This window comes from Embleya sp. NPDC055664 (genome assembly GCF_053618075.1).
In genome coordinates this window covers 87,123-106,023 of sequence record NZ_JBSHGZ010000001.1, presented here as the reverse complement: position 1 = coordinate 106,023, position 18,901 = coordinate 87,123, and the positions used below count along the sequence as shown (strand labels likewise).

Here is an 18,901-nt window from a genome sequence, read left to right as displayed (position 1 = left end):
TGCGACAGTTGGTCCGCTAACTTCTGCGCATGAAAGATGCGCCGGATGCGACGGGCGAGTCGGCCGAGGCCGACGAAGCGGACAGAGCGAGTGAGTCGGCCGACGCCGACGAGGCGGACAGAACGAATGATTCGACCGACGAGGCCGAGGCTCACTTCAAGCCGGCCCCGACACCCGCGCGCAAGCCGTGGTCGCGCCGGCGCAAGGCGGCCGTCGCCCTGGTCGGTCTACTGACCCTGTCGTTGCTGGTGGTCGGCGGGTGTACGGCCTGGCTGCTGTACTCGCTGAACTCCAACATCAAGCGCATCGACGGCGTGTTCGACCGGTCGGGCATCCCCGCGGCGGGACCGCGTCCGCCGGCCGATCCCGCCGCCGGCCGGGCCCTGAACATCCTGCTCGTGGGCATGGACGCGGCGGCCGCCGGCGCCGACCCCGAGGCGCTGCAGGGGCGGCGCAGCGACACCATGATGATCCTGCACCTGCCCGCGGGCCGGGCGTCCATCTCGGCGGTCTCGCTGCCGCGCGACGCGTGGGTGTCCATCCCGGGACACGGCGAGGCCAAGCTGAACGCGGCCTTTTCGTGGGGCGGGCCGGCACTGCTGGTGGCCACGATCGAGAATCTGACCGGAGTGCGGATCGACCACTACGCGGCGGTGGACTTCGGCGGCTTCAAGGGCATGGTCGACGCGCTCGGCGGCGTATCGGTGGACGCCGACCACGGCCGAACCAGGCTGGACGGCACCAAGGCGCTGGAATTCGTCCGGCAGCGCTACGGGTTGCAGCGCGGCGACCTCGACCGGGTGGCACACCAGCAGCAACTCCTGGGCGCGATCGCGAAGCAGATCACCGCGGAGGGGGTGCTCGGCAGTCCGCTGCGCACCGAGAACCTGTTGCAGTCGCTGACCAAGTCGCTGACCGTCGACGACAATCTGAACTTCAAGGCGCTGCTCGACCTGGCCACCGACCTCAAGGGCATCGACGAGTCCGATCTGGCCTTTCGCACCGCGCCCGTGGCCGGCTTCGCCGAGCGTGGTGGTGGGCAGAGCGTGGTCCTGCTCGACGACAAACGTTGCCGGGAACTGTTCGCCGCCGTCCGCACCGACATCCCGTGGCCGGAGCCCGCCCCCGGCGAACTCTGGCGACCGTGAACGCTCAGCGCAGGCGGCGCAGGGCGCGGCGGGCTGCGCCGGCGACCGCGGGGTCGGGGTGGGTGGTCTCGGCGAAGCGCAGGACGTCCTCGGCGCAGGGGTGGCCCATCGTCGCCAGCTCGCCGAAGACCACGTCGGCGCCCGGGCCCTGACTGCCCGTCACCTCGGTGAGCAGGCCCAGCACCGCCGCCTCGTGTCGGCCGAGCAGCGCCGCGGCGGCGTTGTCGGCGGTCAGCCAGGCGAGCGTGCGCAACGTCGCGGGCGGTACGTCGCGGTCGTGGGTCAGTCGCCAATTCCACACGTGCGGGGCCAGCGTGGGGTCGGCGCCGGCGTCGGCGAGGGCCTGTTCGACGGCGGCCTCGGGCAGGTCGGCGTCACCCACATGGGCGAAGAGCATCAGCCGCTCGGTGGGGCCGGCGGCGCCCGCGACCGCACACAGCTCGGACAGCGCGGCGTCGATCGGGCGGCAGCCGATCCAGCTCGCGAACGTACGCGTGGCGATCGGTCGCGGCCACGCTCCCATCGCGCCGAGCAGACGGGCGCCCGAGGCGGCGGTGTAGTCGTCGACGGTGGCGACCGGCAGGCCCTGCTCGCGAAACATCCGGTGCACGAGGGTGCCGCCCAGGCCGGTGAGGGTGATGCCCTCGGCGGTGCGCCGAACGATGCCGAGCGCGGCCAGGCGATCGGCAAGCAGGATCACCCCCGCCCGCACCCGAGCCAAGACCTCCCCGGACCACTCGCCGGAGAAGGCGGACACCCCCGGCGCGGGCGAGTGCGGGTACAGGTGCGGGGGTGACGCCGGCGGGAAGTCGGTCGCGGGCGCGGTCGCGGGCGCAGACCCCGACACCGGCGGGTGCGAAGGCAACCCGGTCGCGGACGCAGGTGACCCGGTCGCAGACGCGGGCGACCCGGTCGCGGGCGCAGGCGCGGACGCAGGCGGATGCGCAGGCGACGCGGTCGCGGGCGCAGACCCCGACACCGGCGGCTGCGGCTGCGGGTGTGGGGGTGCCGGTGGGGTCGACGCGGTGCCGGGGCCATCCGTCCCGCACAGGCGACCCATCTCGCGGACCAGGTCGGGCGCGTCCAGGATCCGTCCCAGCGCGAACGCCTCGTCGTCGGCGGAGGGCTCGGGCGGCAACATTCGAACCACGTGGTCGAGGTCGCGGCGCACCGCGAGGCCGACGAACAGCGACACCGGGAGCGGCCCGCCGAGTTGCACCAATCCGGTGAACAGCGACGCGGCCAGCCCCTCGGGGACGTCCCAACGCTCGTCGTGCGCCTCCCCGAACGTCGCGTTGTCCTCGGCCACCACCACCATCGCGCGCGCGGCGAGCGCGATCAGCTCCCCGTCGTCCCCCTCACGCCACACCCGCAAGCCGTCGGCCACCCGCACCGCACCATCCTTCGGCACCAGCAGCCCGGTACCGATCGCGAGCGTCCACCGCCGGTGCAGCGCATGCTCGTCCCGGGCGGTACGGGGCGGCCCCTCGGCCCGCGACGGCTGCCGAGGGATGCCGAGTTCGGCCATGACGCAGTCGGCGACCGCGGTCGCCAGTACCCCCTCGTGGGTGATCGGCAACGGCCCGTGCCGCTCGACGTACTCCGCGAGCGCCGCCGCCTGCGCCATCAGCGGCGACATCCGCGCGGCCAACGCGCACTCGGATCGGGGCGGCACGTACAGCGGCGGCAGCGCGGGTTCGTCGCATCCGCCCGGGCCGGTGAGCGGGGCGGGCACGCCCAGTTCCAGGAAGCGGGTGCGCAGCCCGTACATCCCCAGTGGCGTCAGCCGCACCGCCATGAACGGCGCCCCGCCACCCACCAGCTCACGGATCTCCAGCACGCCGAACGCCCGCAGGTCGTCCATCTGATGCGCCAACGACAAACCGGTGAACAACGCCGGGTCGGCGACCGAGGGCGACCGGGGCCGCCCGTCGGGCGTGTACGAGAGCAACTCGAACAGCCCACCCATCGGCACCCACCGACCCGCGTGGTCGTACAACTCCCGCAACAACTCACGGATCACATCACCGCCGCGCAGCACATACGCCGCGCGCCGCACCTCGGGTCGCCCGGTGGCCTCGCCGACCGCGACGCCCTCCCACAGGCTCGACCACACCCGCAGAACGTCGCCGGGTCGCCCGACCGCCAGCGCCCGGGCAAGCTCCCCGGCGGTCGCGACCGTACGCCCGACCTCGATCAGGCCGGCCGTACACGCGATCGACCACACCTGGTGCAACGGCTCCACGTCGCGCGCACTGCGAACGCCGGCGACCGGTTCGTCGATGCCGAGCAGCCGCACCGCCTCGGCCGCGGGCGCCAGTCTCAGGACCCCGGTCGCGGTCACCGGACGCCCGCGACCGACCCAGCGGGCGAGGGTGAGGGCGGCGGCGAACGACGGCGCGGCCGAAGCGGCCCGAGCCAACTCCCGCTCGTCCGGCAGCCGCACCGCCGGCAATGCCCGCCCTCGCCCGGGCCCGGTCGCATAGCCCGCCACGAACAACTTCTTCGCCGAGCCCCACCGCCGCGAGTCGGCCATCCTCGCCGGCAGTTCGTCCTCGTGCCGATCCAGCACCTCGAACAACGGGACGAGCCGGTCGCTGTCCGGGTGCAGCGGACCCTGCTCGCGCAAAAACTCCAGGAACAACCGCAACGCGGGCACCACCAGCGCCACCGTGTCCTCGCGGGGCAGCGCGACATGCGCCGGCACCAACGTCTCGAGCAGCGCGTTCAGATCGCCGGCCCGCCAGCGGGTGTGATCGTCGAGCCGCAGGCACGCGACCCGCAGATCGAGCAGGGTGCCGAGGACATCGACCATCCGCTCGGCATCCCGGGCAGGCCGACCGACCCGCGCGAGCCACGTTCCGAAGTCGGCCACGATGCCGCAGGAATCGGGAGATAGCGCCACGTCGCAGAGCGTAGTGAGCACCATCCCCGGTCCGCATGGATTTCGGACAATCCATGCGAACCACCGACGCAGCCCCCGTCCCCACCGGCAACAAGCAACAAAGGCGCCCCCAGACACCACCCCCTACACACGCAACCGAACAACCCACACACCCACAGGCACAACCCCAAGCACCCCTCAACCAGCCGCCGTCAGCCTGCGGGGGCGACCTCAGACAGAGCCGGCCACGACACGTGCCAAACGAAAGACACATGCACCCGCAGGACAACCACAGGCGGGGGCGCCTCGGACGGCCGACGCCGACACTCACGAACGCATCACCCATGCGGCAGCGACTTCAGGCAGCAACCACCACCCACGTGCCGAATGGAAGACACGTACGCCTGCGGAACAACCTCGGACGGGCAACAACCCAGCTTGTCGAGCGACCTCGCACGGGTGGTGACCGCGCTCGGACCGCGCTCGCCGGCAGGTAGCACCTGCGAAGGCGACCTCGCGCCTTGCGGCTGCCTCGCAGACAGACGGCACCTGCGCCTGCGCCTGCAGGAAGACTTCAGGCCACTGACATTCGGAGGCGAACGGCGCACACGGGTACAACCGCAAGCAGGTGTCGGCCACACGTACGTGCAGGGGTCGACTCGGCCGGCCAACGTCAACACCCGCGAACGGCGGGACGGGCGCGCGCGCCTGCGAACGCGATCTCGGACCGCCGGCGCTGGGAGGCGCACGGCGCGTGTGAGGACGACCTCGGACCGCCGGCGCCCACGGGGGCCATCACGCGGGCGGGTACCGCTGCACCTGCCAGTGGTGGCAACCCCTAGCAGTCGGCACCGATGCCTGCGGGCGGTGGCGATGGCGGTAGCGGTGGCAACCGCACCCTTGCCTGCGCCCACGGATGCAACCTCAGGCGACCAGCGCCTGGACGCGGATACACCTGCGGGACGCCCACAAGCAGGTTGCGACCGCATCACAGGCCGGGGCAACTGCGCCCGCAGGGACGGCCTCGGACCGCCTGCACCTGCGGGCGCCTGCGGGGGCGACGTCAGCCAAGCGGCAACGCACTCGCGGGCGCTGCCGCCTGCGCTCGCCGGCGAGCGGCACGCGCCCCCGCAGGGACAACCGCAGGCCACCATTGGTGCCTGCGCCCGCACGATCCCGACCGGCGCCCGACCTCGGCCGAGCGGCAACGCGCTCGCCGGCGCTGCCGCCTGCGCTCGCCGACAAGCGGTACCTGCTCCCGCACGGGTGTCCTCGGGCGGTTCGCGACTGCGCTTGCGGGCGCGAGGAGGCTGCGAGGGCAGCCTTGGGCTCCGGTGGCTGTGGGGCGGACGTGGCCGCTTGTGGTCACCCGCGCCTACGGGGCCGATGGCGTCGGCCCCGGGCATGGGTGCGGGTGCGGGTGCGGGTCTCGGGGCGTTGCGGATGGGGTCGTCGGGGTGGTTCCTGCCGGTGATGTCCGCCACTTTTGACTGACGCACCGTCAGATCACCTGCGGGCCTGCGGCGACACCGTTGCCCCGGAACGGAAAAAGACGCCTGTCTCCCTTCAGGTGACGGGTCGTCAGGTGGCATGGTGACCCCAGCGCAGAGCACGGCCCGCGACGGGCGGCCCCGCGCCGAGGCGACAACGTACGCGATCCACAGTGAGGTGCCCCCGTGCTGCTCGACCCTTCCGCCGCCCTGCTCACCGATCGAGTGGCCGTGGTCACGGGCGCGGCCCGGGGCATCGGCGCGGCGACGGCCCTCGCGCTCGCCAGGTTCGGCGCCGACGTCGCCGTCTGCGACCGCGAGCCCACCGGTCTCCGGGAGACCGCCAAGGCGATCGAGGCCACCGGCCGGCGCGCCTTCGCGATGGAACTCGACGTCCGCGACGGCGACGGCGTCGAGCGCTTCCTCCACGACGCCCACACCGCCCTCGGCCCGCTCGACATCCTCGTCAACAACGCCGGCGGCGGCTTCTGGTCGCCGTTCCTGGATGTCCGCCCCAAGGGCCAGAGCGCACTGGTCGACGAGAACTTCACCTCCGTCACGCACGTGATCCGACACGGCGCCCCGCTCATGCGCGACGGCGGCTCGATCGTCAACGTCACCAGCATCGAGGCGTTCCGCGCCGCGCCCGGCTTCGCGGTATACGCCGCGATGAAGGCCGCCGTCGAACAGCTCACCAAGTCGCTCGCACTCGAACTCTCGCACCGCCGCATCCGGGTCAACTGCGTCGCCCCCGACGCCATCCCCACCCCCGGCGACGCCGATCTCGCGGAGACGTTCGAAACAGCCGAGGGCGCGTACGACTACGGCGCCAAAGTGCCCCTGGGCCTCGGCGAGGCCGACGACTGCGCCGCCCCGATCGTCTTCCTCGCCGGCGACCTCGCCCGCTTTGTCACCGGCACCACCCTGCACGTAGACGGCGGCACCATGGCCGCCTCCGGCTGGGTCCGCCGCCCGGACGGCACCTTCACCCCCTGACCCCGCCCCACCGCCCGCACCCGCCGGCGCCCACCAGAGCCCGCCGGCGACCCCTCGCGACCGCCACCCCGTCCCGCCCCGAACCACCCAAGCGCACCGACCGACCACCCGCCCCGACCGCGGAACTGGGAGTGCAATGGAATTCGGCATCTTTCTTCAGGGCTACAACCCGGCGTTCCGACGCGAGGGAAACCCGAACGCCGAACACGAAGCCCTGATGAACGACATGGACTTCGCGATCGCCGCCGACCGGGCCGGATTCAAGTACGCGTGGCTGAGCGAGCACCACTTCCTCGACGAGTACTCGCACCTGTCCGCCAACGACGTCATGTGCGGCTACCTCGCCCACGCAACCGAGCGCATCCACATCGGCTCCGGCATCTTCAACCCACTCCCCCAGGTCAACCACCCGGCCAAGGTCGCCGAACGCGTCACGATGCTCGACCACCTCACCCGCGGCCGCTTCGAGTTCGGCACCGGACGCGGCGCCGGCAGCCACGAGATCCTCGGCTTCCTCCCCGGCATCGAGGACATGTCCGAGACGAAGGCGATCTGGGAGGACGTGATCCGCGAGTTCCCGAAGATGTTCCTCCAGGACGTCTACGAGGGCTACCAGGGCACCTACTGGCAACTCCCGCCGCGCCGGATCCTGCCCAAGCCGTACGGCACGTCGCACCCGGCCATGTGGTACGCCGCCGGCAGCCCGCCCTCCTACGTGATGGCCGCGCGCATGGGCCTGGGCGTCCTCGGCTTCTCGATCGGCGACCCGGCGAGCGCCGAGCAGTTGGTCGCCGGCTACAAGCGCGAGATCGTCAACGCCGAGCCGATCGCCGACTTCGTCAATGACAACGTACTCGCGGTCAGCACCGGCTTCGTCGCGGAAACGAAGGAACGCGCCATCGCCAACGCGGTCGCCGCCCGGCCCATGTACCTCACCAGCAACGTCTTCCGCTACCACGACACCTTCCCGCACCCCGAGGGCATCCCCTACTGGCCCGAGACGATGCCCGACCTGACCCCCGAACTGGTCGAGTTCGCCGCCGACGCCGGCGCGCTGATCTGCGGCGACCCGGACGGCGTCCTGGAGGCGGTGCGCGCGTACGAATCGGTCGGCGTCGACCAGCTCGTCCTCGGCCTCGGCTGCGACGACCGCGAGAACACGCTCAAGACCATCGAACTGTTCGGCCGGCACGTCATCCCGGGGCTCGACACCGACCCCGAACACCGCACCACCCGCTTCCGCCGGCAAGCCTGACCGCCGGCGGAAGCGGCCACCACCGCGACCACTACGCCGACCACCGGCCCGACCATCCACCCCGGTCCCCGACCGACCCACCCCGTCCCCGACACGAGTCACCGCACGACCCGAAAGGCAGTCACGTCATGAGCTTCGCCGAATACCCGATCCGGGTGGGCAGCATGCTGTTCACCGCCGTGGACCCCGAGCGCGGCCACGAGGTGAGCTACAACCGCTGGTACGAGCGCGACCACTACTACGCCGGCTGCATGATCGGCCCCGGCCTGCTCGCGGGCAGCCGCTGGGTGGCCACCGCCGACCTCAAGGCGCTGCGCTTCCCGGCCGACAGCGACGTCGTACCCGCCATCGGCGCCGGATCCTACGTCGCGATCTACTGGATCAACGACGGCCAGTTCGACGAGTGGAACGCGTGGGCCGTCGACCAGGTCAACTGGCTCTACGGCAACGACCGCGGCTTCCAGCACCGGGTGCACGCGCACACCGCCATGTACCTGCACGACAACCGCTGGTACCGCGACGAGGACCCGGTCCCGCTGGAACTCGCGCTCGACCGCAACTACCAGGGCCTGGTCTCGCTCGCCGTGCAGCGCGAGGAGGGCGTCTCGCAGGAGGACCTGGAGAAGTGGTTCTCCACCCACCTGCCGGAATTCCTCCGCGAGTCCCCGATCGCCTCGGTCGCCGCCTGGACCGCGGTCCCGCTCAAGGACGACGCGCCGGCCTTCGTCCCGCGCGACCCGAACGCCGCCACGCGCAGCATGCAGCTCTACTTCCTCGAGGGCGACCCGCGCGAAAGCTGGGACACCTTCCGCGAGTGGGCCGCGCGCATCGACGCCTCCGGCATCGGCCGGGTCACCTACTGCGCCCCGTGGATCCCCACCGTGGTCGGCACCGACACGTACACCGACCGACTCTGGGACTGACCAGCCTCGGTCACCACGCCGTCGGCGGGCTCGGATCCGAACGAACCCGGACCCGGGCCCGGACCCGACCCGTCGACGGCACGGCAACCGGCCCACACGTCAACTCAGTCGGCTGTGCCTGGCCCCGTAGAAGAAGTAGACGGCGAACCCGGCCACCATCCACACCAGGAACCTCAGCCACGTCTCGCCGCTGAGGTTGATCATCAACCACAACGTGGCCAGTATCGACAGGATCGGCAACCACGGCACGAACGGCACCCGGAACGCACGGGGCAACTCCGGCCTGGTCCGGCGCAGGATCAGCACGCTCGCCGCGACCACCAAAAACGCGAACAGCGTCCCGATGTTGACCATCACGTCGATCTCGTGGATCGGGGTGAACCCGGCGATCGCCGCGACCACCACCGCGATCAGCATCGTACTGACGTGCGGCGTGCCGTACTTGGGATGCACCCTGGCGAACAACGGCGGCAGCAGCCCGTCCCGGCTCATCGCGAAGAAGACCCGGCTCTGCCCCATCATCAGGATCATGCACACGGTGGTCAGCCCGGCCACCGCGCCGATGCTGATGATCGTCGCGATCCAGCCCTTGTCGACCGACCGGAACGCCTCCGCCAACGGCGCGGCGGAGGACAACATGTCGTAGCGCTGCATCCCCACCACGACCAGCGACACCGAGACGTACAGGATCGTGCAGATCACCAGCGAGCCGAGGATCCCGATCGGCATGTCGCGCTGCGGCTTGCGAGTCTCCTCGGCGGCGGTGGCGACCACGTCGAAGCCGATGTACGCGAAGAACACCAGCGCCGCGCCGGAGAAGATCCCCATCGCGCCGTAGATCTGCGGCTCGAACCCGAACAGGGTCTGCACCAGCGGCGCCTTGAGCCCGCCGTGGCCCGACGCCGGCGGCTGCGAATCGGGCACGAACGGGTTGTAGTTGCCGGACTTGACGAAGAACAGCCCGGCGAAGATCACGAGCAGCACGATGGCGATCTTGATCGTGACCATCACGAGGTTGAACCGCGCCGACAACTTGACCCCGAACACGAGGATCACCGCGACGCCGAGCACCAGCAGCAGCGCCGGCAGGTTGACCTTGCCCCCGTCGCCCGGCGCGGCGGTGATCGCCTCCGGCAGTTCGAGACCCGCCTGGGAGAGCAGCGAGTTCAGATACCCCGACCAGCCGATCGAGACCACCCCGACGCCGAGCGCGAGTTCGAGGATCAGGTCCCAGCCGATGATCCACGCAGGTAATTCGCCGAGCGTGGTGTAGGAGAACGTGTACGCGGAACCCGCCACCGGAACCGTGGACGCGAACTCGGCGTAGCACAGCGCGGCGAGCCCGCAGACGAACCCCGCCAGCACGAAGGACAGCGCGACCGCGGGGCCGGCGTAGTCCTTCGCCGCCGTGCCGGTGAGCACGAAGATGCCCGTGCCGACCACCACGCCGACCCCGAAGACCATCAGGTCCAGGGCGGACAACTCCCGGCGCAGGCCGTGCCCTTCGGGTTCGTCGGTGTCCTGGATGGACTGTTCGATGTTCTTGGTCCGAAACAAAACGTTGGCCATGGCAACACCTCCTGGTGGCGGAGACCGTTGCCATGATCGGGGCTTTCACTCCTGTTTACGGGGGATCGATCCTCGGCGCGTCAGGGTGATCTTGCTATTGGTCGCCGTCGCACTCGCGCCCCGAAGGCGTCGCCCGCGCTCGCACCTCGAAATCGTCGCCCGCGCTCGCACCTCGAAGTCATCCCCGCTCGCTCCCGGGCACGCAAACGACCCCGGGGCGCGGAACGGGAAGGTGTACCCCTCCCGTCCCACGCCCCGGGGCCGTCGTGGCGCGAGCCCTCGGTCAGGCCGTCGTCTCGTGCTGCTCGGCGTCGGCGTCGGCGGTCTTGGACGCGATTTCCTCGACCACCTGGCGCGAGATGTCCTGGGCGTTCAGCCCGATCCGCACCAGTACCTCGTCCCGCTCGGCGTGGTCGAGGAACTCCTGCGGGATGCCGAAGTCGCGCAGCGGTACGTCCACCCGGGCATCGCGCATCGACTGGGCGATCGCCGCGCCGACACCGCCGGCGCGGCCGTTGTCCTCGATGGTGACCACGAGCCGGTGCCGGGCCGCGAGCGGCGCGAGGCCGGCCGGTACGGGCTTGACCCAGCGCGGGTCGACCACGGTCGCCGCGATGCCCTGGTCGGCGAGCCGGTCGGCGACCTCGATCCCGGTCTCGGCCATCTGCCCGACGGTCACGATCAGCACGTCGCCGCCCTCGCCGCCGCCGTTGCGGTCGGGGCCGGTGCGGCGCAGTACGTCCATGCCGTCGATCCGGCCGATCGCCTCGATGTCGGGGCCCACCGCACCCTTGCCGAAGCGCACCACGGTCGGCGCGTCGTCGACGTCCATCGCCTCGCGCACCTGGGCACGCACCTGCGCGGCGTCACGCGGCGCGGCCAGCCGCAGCCCCGGGACGACCTGGAGGATCGACATGTCCCACATGCCGTTGTGGCTGGCCCCGTCCGGCCCGGTCACCCCGGCCCGGTCCAGCACGAACGTCACCCCGCACCGGTGCAGCGCGACGTCCATCAGGACCTGGTCGAAGGCGCGGTTGAGGAAGGTCGCGTACACCGCGACCACCGGGTGCAGCCCGCCGGTGGCCAGGCCCGCCGCCGAGGTGACCGCGTGCTGCTCGGCGATCCCGACGTCGAACACCCGCTCGGGATACTTCGCCGCGAACTTGTGCAGCCCGACCGGGATCAGCATCGCGGCGGTGATGCCCACGACGTCCTCCCGCTCGTCGGCGACGGCGACGATCTCGTCGGCGAACACCGACGTCCACGACGCGCCCGACTTCTTCACCGGCAGGCCGGTCTCGGGGTTGATCACACCCACCGCGTGGAACTGGTCCGCCGCGTCGTTGACCGCGTGCGCGTAGCCCTTGCCCTTCTGGGTGATCGCGTGCACGATCACCGGCCCGCCGAAGCCGCGGGCCCGGCGCAGCGCGTTCTCCACGGCCTCGACGTCGTGCCCGTCGATCGGGCCGATGTACTTCAGGCCCAGGTCCTCGAACAGGCCCTGCGGCGCGACCGCGTCCTTGAGGCCCTTCTTGGCGCCGTGCAGCATGTCGTAGACGGGGCCGCCGACGACCGGGGTGCGGCCCAGGACGCCCTTGCCCCACTCCAGGAACCGCTCGTAGCCGCGCGTGGTGCGCAGCGTCGCAAGGTGGTCGGCGAGGCCACCCTGGGTGGGACCGTAGGAGCGCTCGTTGTCGTTGACGACGATGATCACCGGGCGGTCCTTGGCCGCGGCGATGTTGTTCAGCGCCTCCCAGGCCATGCCGCCGGTGAGCGCACCGTCGCCGATCACCGCGACCACGTGCCGGTCGGTCTGGCCGCGCACCTGGTAGGCCTTGGCCAGGCCGTCGGCCCAGGACAACACCGTGGAGGCGTGCGAGTTCTCGATCACGTCGTGCTCGGACTCGGCGCGGCTGGGGTAGCCCGACAGGCCGTCGGCCTGGCGGAGCCGATCGAACCCGTCCTTGCGACCGGTCACGATCTTGTGCACGTAGCTCTGGTGTCCGGTGTCGAAGAGGATCTTGTCGCGCGGGGACTCGAACACCCGGTGCATCGCGATGGTCAACTCGACCACACCGAGGTTGGGACCCAGGTGTCCGCCGGTCTTGGCGACGGACTCCACCAGGAAGGTGCGGATCTCGTCCGCGAGCTGTGCGAGTTGCTCGGGCGAGAGGGCTTTGAGATCACGGGGTCCTCGAATGCCGTCCAGCAGGGCCACCCGTTCCTCCTTCATCGGATCCGTCACCACCCCCACGGGTGTGCGTGCGGGAGAGGCGTCCATCGAGTCTAGACGCGGCGGTGCCGACGGATGGTTCGCATCGACCCACCACGCCGCGCCATCCGTGCGGGACAACTCACATCGCGGCGCCCGCGATCTGCGGCTCGGGCATGCGTTCGATCGCGAAGGGAGTCATCTCGCTCATCACCATCGCCATCGCGCCCAGCACCTCGGCGCGCTCGCCGAGCGAGCCGGTGACCACGGACAATCGGCGCGAAGCGCTGGGGATGGCGTAGCGGCCGACCGACTCGACGATCGGCGCGATCAGCAGGTCGCCGGCGCCCGCGAGGTCGCCGCCGAGGATGATCCGTTGCGGATTGAGCAGGTTCGTCAGGCTGGCCACGCCCACCCCGACGTGCCGGCCGGCGTCCGCGACCACGCGCCGACACCCCGCGTCACCGGCCCTGGCGAGTTCGATCATGCGCTGGATGGTCAGGTCGGTGCCGTGGCTGCCGCGCAGCAGGTCCAGGAGGTAGGAGGCGTTGGTGAAGGTCTCCAGGCAGCCCCGGTTGCCGCAGCGGCACACCGGTCCGGACTCGTCCAGCGTTATGTGACCTATCTCGCCCGCCGTACCGCCGGGGCCGCGGTAGAGCCGGCCGCCGATCACCAACCCCGCGCCCACGCCGCCGGACACCTTGAGATAGGCCATCTCGGTACATCCCACGCCCGCGCCCCACACCGACTCGCCGAGCGCGCCGAGGTTGGCGTCGTTGTCGACCAGGACCGGCAGGCCCAGGCGCTCGCCCATCGCCTCGCGCGGGTGGCAGCCCACCCAGCCCGGCAGGATCGTGGTCGAGCCGAGCGCGCCGGTGTCGATGTCGATCGGGCCGGGCACGCCGAGGCCGACCCCGGTGACCTCGGAGCGCACCACGCCGGCCCGGTCGAGCAGCACCCCCAGCAGCCGGTCGGCCAGGGCGAAGCCCTCGTCGGCGGAGGAGTCGACGTCGATCGGGACATGCTCCTCGGCGAGCACACGGTGCGCGAAGTCGCCGATCGCGACCCGCAGGTGGCGGTGTCCGAAGTCGATGCCGACGACCACGCCCGACGCCCGGCTGAGCGATACGGCGCGGGCCCGCCGTCCGCCGGAGGAGGTGGGGGTGACCTCGACCATGTCGAGGGCCTTCAACTCCCGTACGATGTTCGACACCGTCGCCGCGGACAGGCCGGTGCTCCTTGCGATCTCGGCCTGGGTGAGCGCCCCCGCCATCCGCACCGCGTGCAGGACCCGGTCGAGATTGCCCCGATGCAGCGAGGACTGGGACCCCGACGAGTGCGGCCCCGGCGACTGGGCCTCCGGAAAGCGGGCCCCCGTCGTGCCGTCGGACATCTGCGTTCCCCTCGCCCCGGTGCATCTGCAGCACGTGTTGTGTGCAAGTCCTGAACTCTAATGCGCCCTCTGCTTACACAGAAGAGTCAAACCTGAACACAGGCGTCACGATCGGGCCTCTATTCGCCACTCCACGCACACGCGGTACGGGGAAGGCGGCAAACACCCCTTTCGCCCCCGGCGCCCGCCCCGCTCCGCCTCGCCCGGCCGCCCCGGGTGGTCGCCGGCGTCACAGCCTCGGTTCCCACCGCTCGCCACCCAGCGCCTCCTCGACGAGGCGGACCGCGCGCTCGGTGGCCGCCGCGCGCGAGCCCTCGTACTCGTACATCCGCAACGTCGCCTCCAGCGCGTGCACGGGCACAGCCTCCTTGAGGTCGACGCGCGCCGTGCCGTAGCCGTGCCGGGCCGCGGCCAGCGCCGCCGCCACGTGCTGACGGGCCATCCGGGCCAGGATCACCGGGTACTTGCGCAGTACCTCATGGCTTCGATAACCGGGCGGACACAGGTCGTACAGCCATGCGACGGCGGTGTCCTCCCACCCCGGCACCCCGGGCGGTCGAACACCCCGCGGCCAACCCGCCGGCGCGATTCCGTCCTTCCCGCGCGGCCTGGCTCGCGCCTCGTCCCCCGTCGCCGCATGCGCGAAACGACCCGGCCGCTCCCATGCCGGGGTGTCTCGATCGCCATTGCCGTACATATGTTCGATTATGCGCGGTGGTCGGCCGAGAATGCACATGTGGATCATGGAGGGGTACACCCGCACCCACGTTCGATCGACATCGCCGCACCCCGGCCCCTTCGGGCCGCCCGCCAACCTACGGAGGACCCGTGACTCAGGCCGCCCGCTCCGGCGACGAGGCCGCCTTCGCCCACATACCGCTGGTCGGCGTGTGGCGCAACGGCTTCCTGGAATCGGTACACCACGGCACGGCCGTACTGACCGGCACCGACGGGTCGGTGGTCGAGGGCCACGGCGCGGTCGACGCGCCGATGTTCCCGCGCTCGGCCAACAAGCCGTTCCAGGGCCTCGCGATGCTGCGCAACGGACTGGACCTGGACGGCGAACTACTCGCCCTCGCGTGCGCGAGCCATTCCGGCGAGGCGTTCCACCTGGAGGGGACCCGGCGCATCCTGGCCCGGGCGGGCCTGCCGGAGAGCGCGCTGCGGTGTGTACCGGACCTGCCCCTGGGCGCGGCGCAGCGCGACGCGTGGCTGGCGGACGGTCGCGGTCCCGAGCGGATCGCAATGAACTGCTCGGGCAAGCACGCGGCGATGCTGCTCACGTGCGTGCGCAACGGCTGGTCGACCGAGGACTACCTGACGCCGGAGCACCCGCTGCAAAAGGCCGTCCGCCGAGCGGTGGAGGACGTCGCCGGCGAGCCGGTCGCGGCGGTCGGCGTGGACGGGTGCGGGGCGCCGCTGTTCGCCATCTCGCTGGCCGGCCTGGCCCGCTCGTTCGGGCGCTTCGCGGGGGCGGCCGAGGGCACTCCCGAACGGCGGATCGCGGACGCGATGCGGGCGCACCCGCAGTGGGTCGCGGGGACCGGTCGCGACGTGACGGACCTGATGCGGGCGATCCCGGGACTGCTCGCCAAGGACGGCGCGGAGGCGGTGTACGCGGTGGGCCTGCCGGACGGCCGCGGCGCCGCGGTCAAGATCGCGGACGGGGCCACGCGGGCGCACATCGTCGCGATCGCGGCCCTGCTGTGGCGCATGGGCGCGGACGAGCAAACCCTCGCCCCGTTCACGCAGTCGCCGGTGTACGGCGCCGGCGAGGTAGTCGGCGCGATCCGCGCCTTCCCTCGTTTGAGTGAACCGGCCCGGTAGTCCTGTCGCCCACATGGGCCGAACGCAACACTGACCGTGCGGCCGGTTGGGAAACCAACCGGCCGCGCCAGTGCCTGCACCCAGGCACCTGACGCTCGTGCCGGTGCGCCTGCGCTCGTGCACCTGGGCCTGCGAGGCCGGTGAGCCCGGCCAAGCGCTCGTGCGCCTGCGGGGCCGGTGCGCCCGCCGGCGCAGGCTCACGCGGGCGCACCCGCCAGGGGCACCCGCGCCGAGACCGCCCGCCGGCGACGGGGCGGTCCGGTGCGAGGGCCGATCACGCATGCGGGGCAACCCCGATGACGCGCCGAACAACGCCGGCAAAACCGCGGCGGAACACGAACACCGGGCCGGGCTCCCGAGGGAGCCCGGCCCGGTGCGTGACCACCGCGAGGCCGCGACCGCGAAACGGTGCCCGGCCCTCGATCGACGTGCGATCAGCCCTTGTTCACCAGCGAACGCAGCACGTATTGCATGATGCCGCCGTTGCGGTAGTAGTCCGCCTCACCGGGGGTGTCGATGCGCACGACCGCGTCGAACGCGACACCGGTGTCGGTGGTGACCTTGACCGTCTTGGGCGTACGGCCCTCGTTCAGCTCGGTGATGCCCTCGAACGCGAAGGTCTCCTCGCCGGTGAGCCCCAGCGACGCGGCGCTCTGGCCCGCCGGGAACTGCAGCGGGATGACGCCCATGCCGATCAGGTTCGAACGGTGGATGCGCTCGTACGACTCGGCGATCACCGCACGCACACCCAGCAGCGAGGTGCCCTTGGCGGCCCAGTCGCGAGACGAGCCCGAGCCGTACTCCTTGCCCGCCAGCACCACCAACGGGATTCCCGCGGCCTGGTAGTTCACCGACGCGTCGTAGATCGTCGAGACCGGGGCGTCGGCCTGCGTGAAGTCACGCGTGAAGCCGCCCTCGGTGCCCGGCGCGATCTGGTTGCGCAGGCGGATGTTCGCGAACGTGCCGCGGATCATCACCTCGTGGTTGCCTCGGCGCGAGCCGTACGAGTTGAAGTCCTTGCGCTCGACACCGTTCTCGGCCAGGTACTTGCCCGCCGGGCTGTCGCCCTTGATCGAGCCCGCCGGCGAGATGTGGTCGGTGGTGACCGAGTCGCCGAGCTTGGCCAGCACCCGCGCGCCCGCGATGTCGACCACCGGCGCCGGCTGCATCTGCATGCCCTCGAAGTACGGGGGCTTGCGCACGTAGGTGGACTGCGGGTCCCACTCGAAGGTGGCGCCCGTCGGGATCTCCAGCGACTGCCAGCGCGAGTCGCCGGCGAAGACGTCGGCGTAGCGGTCGATGAACATGTCCTGGTCGATGGAGGAGGCCACGACCTCGGCGATCTCCTCGTCGCTCGGCCAGATGTCCGCGAGGTAGACCGGCTTGCCCTCGGGGTCCAGGCCCAGCGGCTCGGTGGTGATGTCGATGTCCATCGAACCCGCGAGCGCGTACGCGATCACCAGCGGCGGCGAGGCCAGGTAGTTCATCTTGACGTCGGGGTTGATCCGACCCTCGAAGTTGCGGTTGCCCGAGAGCACCGAGACGACCGCGAGGTCGGCGTCGTTGACCGCCTTGGAGACCTCCTCCGGCAGCGGGCCGGAGTTGCCGATGCAGGTCACGCACCCGTAGCCGACCAGCGAGAAGCCGACCTTCTCCAGGTACGGGATCAGGCCCGCCTTCGCGTAGTAGTCCATGACGACCTTGGACCCGGGCGCGAGCGTGGTCTTGACCCACGGCTTGCGGGTGAGGCCCTTCTCGACGGCCTTCTTCGCGAGCAGCGCGGCGCCGAGCATCACCGACGGGTTCGAGGTGTTGGTGCAGGAGGTGATCGAGGCGATCACGACCGCGCCGTGGTCGATCTCGTACTCGACGCCGTCCGCGCCGACCACCTTGGTCGGGTTGTGCACGCGACCGTTCGAACCGGTGGGGGCGTCGGAGGCCGGGAAGGACTCCTTGCCCGACTCGTCGCCGTTGGTGACGTAGTCCGGCAGCGCGCCGCGGAAGCGGGACTTGGCCTCGGTCAGCACGACCCGGTCCTGCGGACGCTTGGGGCCGGAGATGGAGGGCACCACGGTGGAGACGTCGAGCTCGATGTACTCCGAGTACTCCGGCTCGTGGCTCGGGTCGTGCCACAGCCCCTGGGCCTTGGCGTACGCCTCGACCAGCGCGAGCTGCTTGTCGTCGCGGCCGGTCAGGCGCAGGTAGGTGATCGTCTCGGCGTCGATCGGGAAGATCGCGCAGGTCGAGCCGAACTCCGGCGACATGTTGCCGATGGTGGCGCGGTTGGCCAGCGGCACCGCACCGACGCCCTCGCCGTAGAACTCGACGAACTTGCCCACCACGCCGTGCTTGCGCAGCATGTCGGTGATGGTCAGCACCACGTCGGTGGCGGTGACGCCCGGCTGCGCCTTGCCCGAGAGCTTGAAGCCGACCACGCGCGGGATCAGCATGCTGACCGGCTGGCCGAGCATGGCGGCCTCGGCCTCGATGCCGCCGACGCCCCAGCCGAGCACGCCCAGGCCGTTGACCATGGTGGTGTGCGAGTCGGTACCGACACAGGTGTCGGGGTAGGCCTGCCCGTTGCGGACCATGATCGTGCGGGCCAGGTGCTCGATGTTGACCTGGTGCACGATGCCGGTGCCGGGGGGTACGACCTTGAACTCGTCGAACGCGGTCTGGCCCCAGCGCAGGAACTGGTAGCGCTCCTTGTTGCGGCCGTACTCGATGTCGGTGTTGATCTCGAACGCGTCCGGACGGTTGAACACGTCGGCGATGACCGAGTGGTCGATGACCATCTCGGCGGGCGCGAGCGGGTTGATCCGGGAGGCGTCGCCGCCGAGGGCCTTCACGGCCTCGCGCATCGTGGCGAGGTCCACCACACACGGCACACCGGTGAAGTCCTGCATGATCACGCGCGCCGGCGTGAACTGGATCTCCTCGCTCGGCTCGGCCTTCGCGTCCCAGCCGCCCAGGGCGCGGATGTGATCGGCGGTGATGTTCGCGCCGTCCTCCGTGCGGAGCAGGTTCTCCAGCAGGACCTTCAGGCTGTAGGGGAGGCGCTTGCTGCCCTCCACCTTGTCCAGCCGGAAGATTTCGTACGACTCGTCACCCACGTTCAGGGTGGAGCGAGCGTCGAAGCTGTTCGCGGACACGACGGTCTCCCTTGATCTTGTGCGTTTCTCCCGCATCCTGCCGACACCCACT

Annotated in this window: 11 protein-coding genes; 5 read left to right on the top strand and 6 right to left on the bottom strand. The window is 71.1% G+C overall.

The window, feature by feature from the left end; genetic code table 11:
* Nucleotides 1-29 precede the first annotated feature (29 nt).
* Nucleotides 30-1,148: an LCP family protein gene (locus ACWGR4_RS00420; protein WP_452129976.1), complete on the top strand. Its 1,119-nt coding sequence runs from the start codon at nt 30-32 to the stop codon at nt 1,146-1,148.
* A gap of 4 nt (nt 1,149-1,152) precedes the next feature.
* Here the strand turns inward: ACWGR4_RS00420 and ACWGR4_RS00415 are convergent, their stop codons facing one another.
* Nucleotides 1,153-4,053, bottom strand: a complete 2,901-nt coding sequence (locus tag ACWGR4_RS00415; protein ID WP_452129975.1) for a hypothetical protein — start codon at nt 4,051-4,053, stop codon at nt 1,153-1,155.
* A 1,655-nt stretch (nt 4,054-5,708) separates the two neighbouring features.
* On the opposite strand from ACWGR4_RS00415, the gene ACWGR4_RS00410 reads away from it, so the two are divergent.
* From ACWGR4_RS00410 to ACWGR4_RS00400, 3 genes are all read left to right on the top strand, one after another.
* Entirely contained in the window at nt 5,709-6,518 is an 810-nt protein-coding gene (locus ACWGR4_RS00410; RefSeq protein ID WP_380041831.1) for an SDR family NAD(P)-dependent oxidoreductase, read from the top strand.
* A gap of 136 nt (nt 6,519-6,654) precedes the next feature.
* A complete protein-coding gene (locus ACWGR4_RS00405; protein ID WP_379996339.1) occupies nt 6,655-7,773 on the top strand; it encodes an LLM class flavin-dependent oxidoreductase in 1,119 nt (372 codons plus the stop codon).
* 128 nt (nt 7,774-7,901) lie between these two features.
* Nucleotides 7,902-8,696: a hypothetical protein gene (locus ACWGR4_RS00400; RefSeq protein ID WP_379996337.1), complete on the top strand. Its 795-nt coding sequence runs from the start codon at nt 7,902-7,904 to the stop codon at nt 8,694-8,696.
* A 99-nt stretch (nt 8,697-8,795) separates the two neighbouring features.
* Here the strand turns inward: ACWGR4_RS00400 and ACWGR4_RS00395 are convergent, their stop codons facing one another.
* The 4 genes from ACWGR4_RS00395 to ACWGR4_RS00380 all read right to left on the bottom strand — a co-directional run bounded on the left by ACWGR4_RS00395 (nt 8,796) and on the right by ACWGR4_RS00380 (nt 14,417).
* Nucleotides 8,796-10,265, bottom strand: a complete 1,470-nt coding sequence (locus ACWGR4_RS00395) for an amino acid permease (protein WP_452129974.1) — start codon at nt 10,263-10,265, stop codon at nt 8,796-8,798.
* Nucleotides 10,266-10,548: 283 nt separating this feature from the next.
* The gene (dxs, locus tag ACWGR4_RS00390) at nt 10,549-12,498 is read right to left on the bottom strand and encodes a 1-deoxy-D-xylulose-5-phosphate synthase (RefSeq protein ID WP_452129973.1); all 1,950 of its coding nucleotides are present in this window, start codon (nt 12,496-12,498) and stop codon (nt 10,549-10,551) included.
* A gap of 121 nt (nt 12,499-12,619) precedes the next feature.
* On the bottom strand, nt 12,620-13,750 hold the full coding sequence (locus tag ACWGR4_RS00385; RefSeq protein ID WP_452129986.1) for an ROK family transcriptional regulator: 1,131 nt from the start codon (nt 13,748-13,750) through the stop codon (nt 12,620-12,622).
* A 349-nt stretch (nt 13,751-14,099) separates the two neighbouring features.
* On the bottom strand, nt 14,100-14,417 hold the full coding sequence (locus tag ACWGR4_RS00380) for a hypothetical protein (RefSeq protein ID WP_379996331.1): 318 nt from the start codon (nt 14,415-14,417) through the stop codon (nt 14,100-14,102).
* A gap of 281 nt (nt 14,418-14,698) precedes the next feature.
* On the opposite strand from ACWGR4_RS00380, the gene ACWGR4_RS00375 reads away from it, so the two are divergent.
* On the top strand, nt 14,699-15,697 hold the full coding sequence (locus tag ACWGR4_RS00375; RefSeq protein ID WP_452129972.1) for an asparaginase: 999 nt from the start codon (nt 14,699-14,701) through the stop codon (nt 15,695-15,697).
* 434 nt (nt 15,698-16,131) lie between these two features.
* Here ACWGR4_RS00375 and acnA read toward each other — a convergent pair whose 3' ends face one another.
* The gene (gene acnA, locus ACWGR4_RS00370) at nt 16,132-18,849 is read right to left on the bottom strand and encodes an aconitate hydratase AcnA (protein ID WP_452129971.1); all 2,718 of its coding nucleotides are present in this window, start codon (nt 18,847-18,849) and stop codon (nt 16,132-16,134) included.
* Nucleotides 18,850-18,901 lie beyond the last annotated feature (52 nt).

Bases quoted from the DNA above. Each gene is read 5' to 3' on its own strand.
- ACWGR4_RS00420 (WP_452129976.1), top strand. From the start codon at position 30: ATGAAAGATGCGCCGGATGCGACGGGCGAGTCGGCCGAGGCCGACGAA.
- ACWGR4_RS00395 (WP_452129974.1), bottom strand. From the start codon at position 10,265: ATGGCCAACGTTTTGTTTCGGACCAAGAACATCGAACAGTCCATCCAG.
- ACWGR4_RS00400 (WP_379996337.1), top strand. From the start codon at position 7,902: ATGAGCTTCGCCGAATACCCGATCCGGGTGGGCAGCATGCTGTTCACC.
- ACWGR4_RS00385 (WP_452129986.1), bottom strand. From the start codon at position 13,750: ATGGCGGGGGCGCTCACCCAGGCCGAGATCGCAAGGAGCACCGGCCTG.
- ACWGR4_RS00405 (WP_379996339.1), top strand. From the start codon at position 6,655: ATGGAATTCGGCATCTTTCTTCAGGGCTACAACCCGGCGTTCCGACGC.
- dxs (WP_452129973.1), bottom strand. From the start codon at position 12,498: ATGAAGGAGGAACGGGTGGCCCTGCTGGACGGCATTCGAGGACCCCGT.